General features: G+C 40.8%; 13 protein-coding genes and 2 tRNA genes. 12 read left to right on the top strand and 3 right to left on the bottom strand.

Annotation, left to right across the window (positions count from 1 at the left end):
• Positions 1-11: 11 nt before the first annotated feature.
• Positions 12-84, top strand: a tRNA-Phe gene (locus tag HDF25_RS12760).
• Between the two features lie 82 nt (positions 85-166).
• Here HDF25_RS12760 and HDF25_RS12765 read toward each other — a convergent pair.
• Positions 167-1,078 (bottom strand): AraC family transcriptional regulator, encoded by a 912-nt coding sequence (locus HDF25_RS12765; protein ID WP_184625252.1) that lies wholly within the window; start codon positions 1,076-1,078, stop codon positions 167-169.
• Between the two features lie 139 nt (positions 1,079-1,217).
• On the opposite strand from HDF25_RS12765, the gene HDF25_RS12770 reads away from it, so the two are divergent.
• The 3 genes from HDF25_RS12770 to HDF25_RS12780 all read left to right on the top strand — a co-directional run bounded on the left by HDF25_RS12770 (position 1,218) and on the right by HDF25_RS12780 (position 3,292).
• Positions 1,218-2,711 (top strand): aldehyde dehydrogenase family protein, encoded by a 1,494-nt coding sequence (locus tag HDF25_RS12770; RefSeq protein ID WP_184625254.1) that lies wholly within the window; start codon positions 1,218-1,220, stop codon positions 2,709-2,711.
• Positions 2,712-2,723: 12 nt separating this feature from the next.
• Positions 2,724-3,101, top strand: coding sequence for a DUF779 domain-containing protein (locus tag HDF25_RS12775; RefSeq protein WP_184625256.1), 378 nt, complete (start codon positions 2,724-2,726; stop codon positions 3,099-3,101).
• A 118-nt stretch (positions 3,102-3,219) separates the two neighbouring features.
• Positions 3,220-3,292 (top strand) — tRNA-Phe (locus HDF25_RS12780).
• A 63-nt stretch (positions 3,293-3,355) separates the two neighbouring features.
• Here HDF25_RS12780 and HDF25_RS12785 read toward each other — a convergent pair.
• Positions 3,356-3,607 (bottom strand): hypothetical protein, encoded by a 252-nt coding sequence (locus HDF25_RS12785; RefSeq protein WP_184625258.1) that lies wholly within the window; start codon positions 3,605-3,607, stop codon positions 3,356-3,358.
• Positions 3,608-3,705: 98 nt separating this feature from the next.
• Between HDF25_RS12785 and HDF25_RS12790 the strand changes: the two genes are divergently transcribed.
• The 8 genes from HDF25_RS12790 to HDF25_RS12825 all read left to right on the top strand — a co-directional run bounded on the left by HDF25_RS12790 (position 3,706) and on the right by HDF25_RS12825 (position 11,877).
• Positions 3,706-4,581, top strand: coding sequence for a helix-turn-helix domain-containing protein (locus tag HDF25_RS12790; RefSeq protein ID WP_184625261.1), 876 nt, complete (start codon positions 3,706-3,708; stop codon positions 4,579-4,581).
• Between the two features lie 73 nt (positions 4,582-4,654).
• Positions 4,655-5,074, top strand: coding sequence for an ester cyclase (locus HDF25_RS12795; RefSeq protein ID WP_184625263.1), 420 nt, complete (start codon positions 4,655-4,657; stop codon positions 5,072-5,074).
• 157 nt (positions 5,075-5,231) lie between these two features.
• Positions 5,232-6,971 carry a GMC family oxidoreductase gene (locus tag HDF25_RS12800; protein WP_184625265.1) on the top strand — a complete coding sequence of 580 codons (1,740 nt, stop codon included), beginning with the start codon at positions 5,232-5,234 and terminating at the stop codon, positions 6,969-6,971.
• Between the two features lie 9 nt (positions 6,972-6,980).
• Positions 6,981-7,607 carry a gluconate 2-dehydrogenase subunit 3 family protein gene (locus tag HDF25_RS12805; protein WP_184625267.1) on the top strand — a complete coding sequence of 209 codons (627 nt, stop codon included), beginning with the start codon at positions 6,981-6,983 and terminating at the stop codon, positions 7,605-7,607.
• Positions 7,608-7,878: 271 nt separating this feature from the next.
• Complete coding sequence (locus HDF25_RS12810; protein WP_184625269.1) at positions 7,879-9,192, top strand: gluconate:H+ symporter; 1,314 nt, start codon at positions 7,879-7,881, stop codon at positions 9,190-9,192.
• A gap of 13 nt (positions 9,193-9,205) precedes the next feature.
• Positions 9,206-9,679 carry a RidA family protein gene (locus HDF25_RS12815; RefSeq protein ID WP_184625271.1) on the top strand — a complete coding sequence of 158 codons (474 nt, stop codon included), beginning with the start codon at positions 9,206-9,208 and terminating at the stop codon, positions 9,677-9,679.
• Complete coding sequence (locus tag HDF25_RS12820; protein ID WP_260409369.1) at positions 9,672-10,796, top strand: D-TA family PLP-dependent enzyme; 1,125 nt, start codon at positions 9,672-9,674, stop codon at positions 10,794-10,796. Before HDF25_RS12815 ends, HDF25_RS12820 begins: the two co-directional genes overlap by 8 nt.
• Before the next feature lie 10 nt (positions 10,797-10,806).
• Complete coding sequence (locus HDF25_RS12825) at positions 10,807-11,877, top strand: dipeptidase (protein WP_184625273.1); 1,071 nt, start codon at positions 10,807-10,809, stop codon at positions 11,875-11,877.
• Between the two features lie 73 nt (positions 11,878-11,950).
• On the opposite strand, the gene HDF25_RS12830 is transcribed toward HDF25_RS12825, so the two are convergent.
• Complete coding sequence (locus tag HDF25_RS12830; protein ID WP_184625275.1) at positions 11,951-13,090, bottom strand: acyltransferase family protein; 1,140 nt, start codon at positions 13,088-13,090, stop codon at positions 11,951-11,953.
• Positions 13,091-13,148 lie beyond the last annotated feature (58 nt).

Raw genomic sequence — 13,148 nt, forward strand, 5'->3', positions numbered from 1 at the left:
TTAAATAAGATGGTGCGGTAGCTCAGTCGGTAGAGCAAAGGATTGAAAATCCTTGTGTCGCCGGTTCGATCCCGGCCCACACCACTGCAAAAAGCTTCAGAGAAATCTGGAGCTTTTTTGTTTCCGGACATTTCAGCCAAAACATTTCATCCAAAGAAAATCTGGATTATGGATAAAAAGATTTATGCTGGTAACTACCAGGAGTAATTCCTTCCAGCTTTTTAAATACTCTTATAAAATAATTCGCATCACTGAAACCAAGCTCATAGCTGACCGCTGCTATTTTTGAACCTGGCTTGGTCAGCATTTGTTTGGCCAGGTTTATTTTTTCTGTCAGAATAAAATCGTTCGGACTGATTCCCAGTTCGCGTTTAAATAACCGGTAAAAAGTGGCTTTACTCATACAGGCTTTGCTACTCAGGTTATTGATGTTGATTTTTTCATTAAGATTGGCTTTAATATAACCAATGACGTAAGCTAGTGGATTATGTCCACTATCGGTAGTGCCAATTGATTTTAAGTTCTGAGTCTGCATAATCCTGACCAGCAATTCCTTTAAGGTCAGATCGGCCAGTACGTCTTTTTCTTTAGTGCCCTCGGCACAGATCCTGATGATTTTATTGATTAAATAGGCTATTTCCTCATTATTGTAAAAATGATACTGGTCATAGTTCAAAGCCCACTGATCAGCAGTAGCTTTAGGGAAATATTCATTCAGATAATTGATAGTTTGTTTAATCTGATCGTTATCAATGGCGAGTGCAATACACTGTGCGGGGTTTTCTACGGAAGCTTCGGGGAAATCTATTTTCATGGTATGCGCAGGAGGGACGATGACCGTTTCTCCAGGCAGGTAATCAAATTCTTTTTTATCAGAAAGATGCATGACTTTTTTTCCACGCAGCATACTGGTGATGACAAAATCGTTAAATGTCAGCGGTACTTTATAAGATTCAGCATAAGTTTCGAAAACACTGAGTTCACATCGTTCCAGCGTATATGCTGTTCTGTTTTCGACAAGGGTATGCAGGTTTGCATCCTTACTCAATGCGACAAGATTTAATTTATGCTGCCTCATACCTCAGGTTTGGTTAGTGCTTATTTAAATAGTTTATTCATCCTGCAACAATAATGCTACTACTTGCTACAATTCTCCTATACAACAGCAGGATTAGCTGTTAGGTTTGTACTAACCAAATTATAAAAAAAAGATCATCATGAAGAGACCAGCATTTAAATCCCATTACGATAATTTTATCGGTGGAAAATTTGTTCCGCCGGTAAAGGGTATTTATTTTGATAATATATCTCCGGTAGATGGAAAGGTATTCACCAAAGCCGCAAGATCAAGTAAAGAAGATGTCGAACTGGCATTGGATGCCGCCCATGAAGCATTTAAAACCTGGAGCAAAAGCTCTCCTACTTACAGGAGCAATATCCTTTTAAAAGTTGCGCAGAAAATAGAAGACAATCTGGACTATCTCGCTACGGTGGAAACAATAGATAATGGTAAGGCAATCAGAGAGACACTTGCAGCCGATCTGCCATTGGTTGTAGATCATTTCAGATATTTTGCGGGGGTAATCCGCGGTGATGAAGGTACAATCTCCGAACATGATGAAAACACTGTAAGTATAGCACTTCATGAACCGATTGGTGTCGTTGCACAGATTATTCCCTGGAACTTTCCACTCTTAATGGCTACCTGGAAAATAGCTCCGGCACTGGCTGCGGGATGCTGTACTGTTGTGAAACCAGCAGAGCAGACGCCGGTTTCTATTATTATCTTAATGGAACTGATTGGTGATATTCTGCCTCCGGGAGTGTTAAATATTGTGAATGGTTACGGTTTGGAAGTTGGTAAACCACTGGCTACATCTTCAAGGATATCTAAAGTCGCGTTTACGGGAAGCACAACTTCAGGCCGCCTGATTATGCAATATGCTGCAGAGAATATTATTCCGTCTACTATGGAATTAGGCGGTAAATCGCCAAATATATTTTTTGAATCTGTAGCCGAACAAGATGATGAGTTTTTTGATAAGGCAATAGAAGGTGCTGTGATGTTTGCCCTGAATCAGGGTGAGATCTGTACCTGTCCTTCCCGTCTGTTAATACAGGAAAGTATTTATGGTAGATTTATCTCCCGGGTTATTGAACGTACCAAGGCTATTAAAACCCTGAACCCGCTCGATCGGGAAAGTATGATGGGGGCACAGACTTCCAATGAACAATATCAGAAGATACTTTCCTACATTAAAATCGGAAAAGAAGAAGGGGCTGAGATACTGACAGGAGGTGGAATCAATAAATTATCCGGTGAACTGGAAGGTGGTTATTACATTGAACCAACGATTTTTAAGGGACATAACAAAATGCGTATTTTTCAGGAAGAGATATTCGGCCCGGTACTCTGTGTAACTACATTTAAAACAGTTGAAGAGGCTATTGAAATCGCAAATGATACTTTATATGGTTTAGGTGCAGGTGTATGGACACGTGATGCACATGAGTTATACCAGGTACCCCGTGCTATTCAGGCTGGTCGGGTCTGGGTAAACCAATACCATTCATATCCTGCGCATGCGCCATTTGGCGGATATAAAAAATCTGGTTTTGGCAGGGAAAATCATAAAATAATGCTGGATCATTACAGAAGTGTAAAGAACATGCTTATTTCCTATGATAAAAAGAAACTGGGTTTCTTCTAAGATAGCAGACACATGAGCACCAAAAGGATTTTAGTTACTGAAAAAGCTGTTCGTATAATCGATCAGTTGAAAGCTGAATATGGAGAGTTACTCTTTCATCAGAGTGGAGGTTGTTGTGAAGGATCCTATCCACATTGTTTTGAGCTGGGTGGTTTTTTGATCGGCTCTCATGATGTTTGTCTGGGTGAAATAGAAGGATGTAAATTCTATATGGCGGGTGATCAGTTCGAATATTGGAAGCACACACAGTTAACCCTTGATGCAATTGAAGGCAGGGCTGCGGGGTTTTCGCTTGAATCTACCCTGGATGTAGGTTTTATTATCCATTCCAGGTTATTCACAGCAGAAGAGCTAAAAAATCTGGAACCCTTAAGTGTTGATCCTGAGTAGATATGGGAGATTATTCAAAATAATCTCCCATATCAATTTTGTAATTCAAAAAAAGAAACTACATTTGCAGCCCACCTACCGAGGTGGGGCATGGTTTAAACCATGTTAATTATAGGATGGTGCGGTAGCTCAGTCGGTAGAGCAAAGGATTGAAAATCCTTGTGTCGCCGGTTCGATCCCGGCCCACACCACTGCAAAAAGCTTCAGAGAAATCTGGAGCTTTTTTGTTTCACGGCATTTTGATATAGTTCAGTTCAGGCCTGATAGATCGAATTAATCAGATTTAAAATAACCATCAGGGTTCCCAGACCCGAGAGAATACATAAAATAGAACCGGTATTACTCTTTTTAGCTGAAACAGACATCAATGCATATATGAAGGAAACGGGGAGGGCAATTCTTACCATATATGCGATTACTGTATAGATAGTATCTGGTGCTACCTGAATTTTGTAACTTGCATTAATCTCAATGACTGTCAGTACCATCGATAAGATTAACAGCATTAATGATATGATTACAAAACGAGATGATCTTTTTGCGTTATTCATATTAATGTTATTCAGTAAATATTTTAAAGCTAGTCAAATTATCCTGTGATTAAATGACCTTGAATATAATTAACCTGCCAGGTGAACCAGCGCCGGGAATAATTAGGGGAAGCAGTTCCGTAATTATCAGACCTTATCATGCCCGGCAGAATTCGACTAAGAATAAGATTATTCTTCATCAGCATATGATCAATTTGTTGATCAGCGGAACAAAGACAATTACTTATCTGGAAGGAACTGTCACTATTCACGAAGGCGAGTTTCTGATTCTTTCCAAAGGAAACTGCCTGACTTCTGAAATGCTGCCTAATCAGGATGTATTCAGTAGTATTTTGCTCTATTTTGATAATGACCTGCTGACAGATTTTTTTATCAAGTACAATTCCTCAATGGAAAAAGAGAAGGACATTGAACAGAAACCCTATCTGATTTTTAAACAGGATCCTTTCATTGTTAACTATATCAGTTCCCTGAGTTTGCTTATGCAATCAGGTAAAGTGCTGGGAGAAGAGTTCAACAGACTTAAGCTGGATGAACTGCTTCTCTATTTATGTAAACAATATCCGGGTAAACTACATTCTCTGCTGGTACTTTCCAAAGACAATACTGATATGCAGTTAAGAAGGGCTGTTGAAAGTAATATCGATCATTCAATTACTGTTGAAGAGCTGGCTTTTTTATGTAATTCCAGTATTTCCACATTTAAAAGGAGATTTAAAAACAGTTATGGAACTTCACCCAGGAAGTGGCTTTTGCAACAAAAAATGGAATTTGCTGCCGGATTGTTAAGACATCCTGAAGAAAGACCTGGTATTGTCTATCAGAAATTGGGTTATGAAAATCATTCCAGTTTTACTCAATCTTTTAAACAGCATTACGGTGTGACCCCAAAAGAATATCAGGATCAGAATATGAACGTTAAGCCTTAATATATGGACCTGCAGCCCTAATCCGTTTTTACCTATGGCCCTAACTTTGTTTAAACTTAAACATAGGAGGAAAATGGAATCCCAACTTAAAAAAAATAAAGAGATTGTAAAACGTTTCAATCTCGAAGTTATTGAACAAGGTAATCTGGAGAGCTTTGAAGAGCTTATGGATGACCAGTTTATCAATCAAACGGCTCCTGGAGGAATGGATAGCGGACCCAAAGGTATGATACATACTTTTAATAATATCCTGAGACCCGCCTTCCCGGATCTGAAAGTGATTATCCATGAACAGATTGCAGAAGGTGATCTGGTTACAACGAGGAAAACAATTGAAGGAACACATCTTGGCTCGTTTATCGGGATCCCGGCCACTGGAAAAAAAATAACCATTCAGGTGATTGACGTGGTGCGGATAGTAAATGATAAATACTATGAACATTGGGGAATGAATACTATGCACATCGTTTTAGCTGAATTATCCTCAGACTAATTTCCTGATCAGCCATAAATCCTTTGTTTTTCACAGCCCTTCAATAGCAGATATAACATGAGTAACTTATTTGATAAAAATTCCGAATTTTAGATTTTAATCTTAAATTACGTACACCAAATACGAGCTAAAACCATTTAATATTAAAGAAGGTAGTATGAACGAATTTCAAATTAAGCAGTCAGATGTTGAATATGATGCTATTATAGTTGGATCCGGAGCGGGCGGTGGCATGGCCGGTTATGTGCTGGCTAATGCAGGTCAAAAAGTACTGATGCTAGAAGCAGGTGCTTATTTCGACCCACGTCTAGATGCACAGCAGTTAAAATGGCCATGGGATTCGCCAAGACGTGGTGCCAGCACTGTCAGACCTTTCGGAGACTTTGATGCAGCTTATGGTGGATGGGAACTCGACGGAGAGCCTTATACACAAAAAAACAACTCTGAATTTGCCTGGTTCCGGTCAAGGATGCTGGGTGGAAGAACAAATCACTGGGGTCGTATATCTTTAAGAATGGGACCGGACGATTTTAAGTGTAAAGATGGGTTAACCGATAACTGGCCTATTACTTACGAAGAAATCAAACCCTTTTACGATAAAGTTGATCGCTTGATTGGGATTTATGGTACCGCTGAGGGAATCGAGAGTGAACCGGATGGAATTTTTATGGCTCCTCCTAAACCGAGGTTAAACGAACTTTTTATTAAAAAAGCGGCTAAAAAGATTGGTGTAACAGTAATTCCGGGCAGAGGATCGGTATTAACTGAAGCCTTGCCCAATAATAAAGATCGTGCTCCTTGTTTTTATTGCGGACAATGCGGCAGGAGTTGTAAAGTATATGGAGATTTTTCTTCTTCTTCCTGTCTGGTAATTCCGGCAGTTAAAACAGGAAATTTAACCGTCATCACCAATGCAATGGTACGCGAAGTCCTTACCGATAAAGCCGGACTGGCAACGGGTGTTTCATATGTAGATAAAACTACGCTTGAAGAACATCAGGTCAGAGGAAAAGTAGTGATCCTTGGAGCCAGTGCCTGTGAATCTGCCCGTTTATTACTCAACTCAAAATCGTCTGCTCATCCTAATGGACTGGCCAATAACAGCAATGTCGTAGGTAAATACCTGCATGATTCAACCGGTGCCAGTTTAGGTGGTTTCCTGCCGCAGCTATTAGATCGTAAACGTTATAACGAGGATGGTGTAGGTAGTGTGCATATTTATTCACCATGGTGGCTTGATAATAAGAAACTTGATTTTCCACGTGGTTACCATATTGAATACGGGGGTGGTTTACATATGCCGGGTTATGGTTTTGGCGGAGGTATTGAAAATATGAATGGTGCCGTTCCAGGAAAAGATGGGAAGATGAAAGAAGCTGGCGGATATGGCGCAGGACTGAAAGATGACTACAGACGTTTTTTCGGTACACAGGTTGGTATGGCCGGGCGTGGTACAGCGATAGCCAGAGAATCTAATTACTGTGAGATAGATCCTAAAGTTGTGGATAAATACGGAATTCCTGTACTTCGTTTCAATTATAAATGGGCTAATGAAGAAGTTAAACAGGCTAAACACATGCAGGAAACTTTCCAGGAGATGATGCATGCTATGGGGGCGATCGTTACTTCAAAAATACATGGTCCGGAAGATAATTACGGATTAGAGGCTCCGGGCAAAATTATTCATGAAGTAGGTACGGTCAGAATGGGCGATGATCCGAAAAAATCAGCTTTAAATAAATGGTGCCAGGCGCATGACTGTAAAAATCTATTTGTTGTAGATGCAGCCCCATTTGTTCAGCAGGGAGATAAAAATGCAACATGGACTATTCTGGCTTTATCTATGCGTACTGCAGAATATATCCTTTCACAAAAGAAAAAACTGAATCTAAGCTAAATAACAGACATGAACAGACGTGAATCACTAAAAGCGATAGGCTTAACGGCTATAAGTTCAGCAGTATTACTGGAGGCTTGTAAACCAGGCGCAGTTCCGGCCGGGGATAAAGCAGAAGGCAAAGGTGCTGCCGAACCGGGCAGGGAAGCATTTGAGGTAGAAAGAGATAAAGCATTAAATGCAGCAAAGTTTTTTGATGCCCATGAAATGGCTACGATTACCATTCTTGCAGATATCATCATTCCCAAAGATGCCAAGTCGGGAAGTGCATCGGATGCTAAAGTGCCCGATTTTATAGAATTTATTGTTAAAGATATACCCGAGCACCAGATTCCGATGCGCGGCGGATTAAAATGGTTAGATATTCAGTGTTTAAACCGTTACCAGAAAACCTTTAAAGAGGCATCTCAGTCGCAGCAGATTGAGATGGTAGAAGAGATTGCCTACCCTAAGAAAGTTAAACCCGGGATGCAGCAAGGGGCAGCTTTTTTTAGTCTGATGAGGGATCTGACTGCTTCAGGATTTTTTACAACCAAAATGGGTATAGATGACCTGGGATATGTGGGAAATGTTCCTAATAAATGGACAGGGGTGCCAGCCGATGTATTAAAACAATACGGTATGGAAAACGTCTAAATATTTATACATCTGGCCTGCTAAAATGCAGGCCTTAATTTTTCTATGGTACTTCAGTACTGACAACCTTGAAAATGCTGTATAAGCGTAATTTTTCTTCGTCAGGATGATAATTTATCATTTTAGCTGAAAAACGGATATTTAGTTGTTTTTCTTTCCTGCTGTCCTTAAACTTTGTAACTTATAAAAAAAAAGTAGCTGCCGGTGATTGTCAGTTTTGTGGAAGAGGGTATATGGCAGTTTTATATATTAATCCGATAAATAAAGCTCAATGACCCTGATCATCGTACTGTTATGTATTCTGCTACTTATTATATTGATTTCTGCGCTCCGGATCAATGCTTTTTTAGCCTTTCTTGTTGTTTCTATTGTAGCCGGTATAACACTTGGTATTCCACTGAATAAAATTGCCGGATCGATGGAAAAAGGGATGGGCGATATACTGGGATCCCTTGTCATTATCATTACTGTTGGTGCGATGCTGGGGAAACTGGTAGCAGACAGTGGAGCAGCTCAAAAAATAGCCGCTGTGATGATGAACATCTTTGGCGAGAAATATATTCAGTGGGGAGTTGTCGTTACTGGCTTCTTAATTGGTATCCCTCTTTTTTACGGAATTGGCTTTGTACTGATGATCCCTTTGATCTTCTCTATAGTCTATAAATACAAACTGCCGGCAATTTATATTGGTTTGCCCATGTTGGCTGCCTTATCCGTGACTCATGGATTTCTTCCGCCACATCCTTCGCCCTCGGCTTTGGTTATACAATTTAATGCGAATATGGGGCTTACCCTTTTATATGGTTTACTCATAGCGATTCCTGCCATTGTTATCGGCGGACCTCTTTTCTCCAGGACTTTAAAAAACATCCCCTCGACTCCTTTGCAAACCTTTATTCCTGTAGAAAAGTCAACCAATGAACTACCGGGTACATTTAATAGTTTCTTTACAGCACTGCTGCCAGTTTTATTACTGGTTCTGGCCACAGTATTTTCCTTATATGCAAATCACATACCCGCTTTGAAAGATGTTGTCGCTCTGGTTGGGCAGCCTAATGTGGTCATGCTGATTGCCCTTTTTACCGCGACACTGACCCTGGGGATATTTCAGGGTAAAAAGATGTCTTATATTATGAATATCTACGGAGAAGCCGTTAAGGATGTAGCTATCATCTTATTGATTATCGGTGGTTCCGGTGCACTGAAACAGATACTGGTAGATAGTGGTGTGAGTGGGCAGATCGCGGAAATGTTAAAGGACCTGCATATGCAGCCTTTGTTTTTGGGATGGCTGATTGCAGCTGTCATCCGGTTCTGTGTGGGTTCGGCTACTGTAGCGGGCTTAACCACAGCAGGTATTATACAGCCATTAATGATGGCTACTGGGACCAATCCTAATTTAATGGTGCTTGCTATCGGAGCAGGAAGTCTAATGTTCTCTCATGTCAATGACTCCGGATTCTGGATGTTTAAAGAATATTTCAATCTCAGTCTGAAAAATACGTTTAAATCATGGGCATTGATGGAATCCATTGTGGGTACAGTCGGCCTGATAGGTGTACTTTTACTAAATCAAATTATCTAAAGAAAAATATATAATGGAACATTTAAGCGCAGAAGCAGAATTTGCAAAACTAGGATTAACCTTGCCCCCGGCTCCAACACCTCTTGGGGTTTATAAGCCATTTTTAATCGATGGCAAATATCTTTACCTGTCAGGTCATGGTCCGGTAAATGATGATAAAAGCTTAATTATTGGTCGTATCGGCGCAGATTTAGATCAGGAGCAGGGAAAACTGGCAGCAAGACAAGTTGGTTTAACTATGTTATCCACTATAAAGGCTAATCTCGGGACATTAAACCGGGTGAAAAGAGTCATTAAAGTTTTGGGGATGGTTAATTGTACTTCTGATTTTGAAAAACACCCGTTTATTATCAACGGTTGCAGTGAGCTTTTTGCTCAGGTTTGGGGACAGGAAAACGGAATTGGAACGCGTAGTGCGGTAGGTTTCGGATCACTTCCTGATAATATTCCGGTAGAAATTGAAGCTTTATTTGAATTGCATGAATAGTATGGTTCATAAGGAATGGTATCTGATCAATGAGGTAGAACAGCTTGATTCGCCCGCACTGGTATTTTACAAGGAAAGAATAACAGAGAATATAGCTATCCTGACAAAAAGTATTAGTTCACTCAGCAGGTTAAGGCCACATGTGAAGACCCATAAAAATGCTGAAATTACCAGACTACTGCTGGAAGCCGGAATCACTAAGTTTAAATGTGCCACTATTGCTGAGGCCGAAATGCTTGGTATTTGCGGAGTGCCGGATGTATTACTTGCTTATCAGCCCGTAGGTCCTAAAATTGACAGGTTTATTCAGTTGATTAGGAGCTATCCGGAGACTTTTTTTTCCTGTGTCATAGATAATACATTTTCGTTACAGGCGATTGCGCTTGCGGCATTGTCAGCAGGCGTAAAGGTGGGGCTTTTTCTTGATCTTAATGGAGGAATGAACCGTACAGGGATTCTTGCCGGTGAAGATGCTTTAAAACTCTATTTGCAGGCAGATCTTGAAAAAGGTGTTGAAATGCGGGGTTTACATGTCTATGATGGTCATATTCATGATGCTGATCTTTCCATCAGGAAAGAAAAAGCAGCCGCGGTACTGGTCCCGGTTCGGGAACTCTCCAGACAGATTGTGGAAAACGGGCTCCCCCAGCCTGTGATTATAGCCGGAGGGACACCAACTTTTCCAGTTTATGCTGAAATGGAAGATCTGGAATGCAGTCCTGGGACCTTTATCTTTTGGGATAAAGGTTATCAGGATGCTTTCGCAGAACAGCAATACCTGCCTGCGGCACTTGTACTGACGCGTGTAATTTCATTGACAGATGCTACAAAAATCACTGTTGATCTTGGACATAAATCAGTTGCTGCCGAAAATGTACTTCAGAAAAGAGTCTATTTCTTAAATGCACCTTTTGCCAAAATGATTAGCCAGAGCGAGGAACATCTGGTCCTGGAGCTGGAGGCAGGGCACGGTTTCAGGATAGGGGATGTGCTGTATGGTTTACCTGTACATATTTGTCCTACAGTAGCACTTTATGGATCCGCGAGTATAGTAGATCAGCATCAGGTGACCGCTCAATGGAAGATCATTTCAAGAGAAAGAAAAATTACAATTTAAATTTGAGCCAATGTTTACCATAGATGCACATCTTGATTTAAGTATGAATGCGCTGGAATGGAATCGTGATCTACGTCTGCCAGTTTCAACTATTAACGAAAGAGAACAAGGATTAACAGATAAACCAGACAGAGCTAAGGCTGTAGTTTCCCTACCCGAACTGAGAAAAGGGAAAATCGGTCTGGTGGTGGCTACCCAGATTGCCCGTTATGTGGCTCCAGGAAACAATTTACCCGGATGGCATTCTCCTGAACAGGCCTGGGCTCAGACTCAGGGGCAGGTGGCCTGGTATAAAGCAATGGAAGAAGCTGGTGAGATGATACAGATCAATGATCGCGAAAGCCTGGAAAAACATGTTTTATTATGGGAAAGTGATTTACCAGATGTGAAGAAACCCGTTGGTTATATTTTAAGTCTGGAAGGAGCGGACTCTATCGTTACTATTGAACACCTGGAACGTGCTTATGCTTATGGATTACGGGCTGTAGGGCCTGCGCATTATGGTCCGGGCCGGTATGCGCAAGGAACAGATGCTACAGGTTTGATGGGCCCCAGGGGGCACGAACTGCTGAGGGAAATGGAGCGCTTAAATATTATTCTGGATGCTACACATCTATGCGATGATAGTTTCTGGGAAGCCTTAGCTCATTTTAACGGAGCAGTTTGGGCTTCACATAATAATTGCAGGGCATTAGTTAACCATAACAGGCAATACAGCGATGAACAAATTAAAGCACTGATAGAGCGGGGAGCAGTTATCGGACTGGCATTAGATGCCTGGATGATGGTTCCTGGCTGGGTTCGCGGGACATCTTCACCGGTAAGTACGAACTGTAACCTGGAGGTGATGATTGATCATTTAGACCATATCTGTCAGCTGGCAGGGAATACCCTTCATATTGGTATAGGTTCAGATCTGGATGGTGCATTTGGCAGAGAGCAGTGCCCTTACGATGTGGAAAACATTTCGGACTTGCAAAAGATTCCTGCCCTTTTACACAAAAGAGGGTACACGGAACAGGATGTGAAAAACCTGATGAGAGATAACTGGTTGCGTTTTTTGAGAAAAACGTGGCTTTAGGATAACCAGAAAACAGGATGTTCTTAATTCACAAGTTATCCACATTTTATGTGGATAACTTGTGAATTAAGAATTATACACGGATGTATATTTTGCGTCTGTCAAGGATATAACCTACCAGCCAGCAAACCAGCATAAAGCAAAGGGCAAATAATAAGGAGCCTACCGGTCCTGGGGCTACTACCTGGAAAAAATTTAAATTGATCCATTTGGTGAAGGGAAATTTTGGATTAATCAGATCCGCTGCGGTCAGCAAAACCTCCGAAACAATGTAAATGAACAATGGATTTTTTCCGAAAACTACAAAAAACTTTGTCCATTGCGTAGACTGTTTAACCTCTATGATATATAACAGTGCGCCAATAATCATCAGATCTAGTCCGCAGGTTAACAGAACAAATGAACTTGTCCACAATTTTTTGTTCACAGGGAATACTGTATTCCAGCATATGGCAATTAAAACCAGTAAGCTCCCGACCAGAAAGAGTCTTGCAATACTCTCATATCCCTTTCCCTTTTCCTGAATAAATTTGCCGGCGAAATAGCCGATAACCACATTCACTATTGCCGGGATTGTGCTTAATATCCCTTCAGGATCAAAAGCAACATGTTTACCATGGAAAAAATCTCCGTGATATAAATGAGATTCACCCAATACAGATTTATCAATGTAAGAACCAATGTTTCCCATCATGGTAAACTGAGCCCCTGCGTCTCCAAAAACCTGTAAAATAATCCAGTAGCCTACCAGGAAAAGAACGCTCAGCCAGATGACCGTTTTTCCTGATAAGTAGTGGATCATCAGCGAAGCAATACAAAAACACAACGCTATTCTTTGTAAAACACCCATAATACGCGTGTTCTCAATTACCGCAAAAAAGGCATGGCCTTGTTTGTCATATTTAAAGAAAGGGAACCAGTACATCAGATAACCGATCAGGAAGATTAAAATAGTACGCTTAAATATTTTCAGGAGTACCTGTGCATTATCCATCTGACTAAATCTTTTCATAGAAAAGCTCATGGCATTCCCTACTGCAAAAAGAAAAGAAGGGAAAACCAGATCTGTGGGGGTAAATCCGTGCCACGATGCATGCAATAGCATGCCAAAAGGATTTGCTCCTCTTCCTGGTGTATTGACAATGATCATGAAACATAAAGTCATGCCACGAAATACATCTAAGGAAAGAAAGCGCTCTGCGAGTGGTTTCATATTTGATTTGGTTTATCAGGTTGATTAGCAACCTCTTTTAAAGATATTAACAAAAGAG

Origin of the sequence: Pedobacter cryoconitis, assembly GCF_014207135.1 — a bacterium.
Taxonomy (GTDB): domain Bacteria; phylum Bacteroidota; class Bacteroidia; order Sphingobacteriales; family Sphingobacteriaceae; genus Pedobacter; species Pedobacter cryoconitis_D.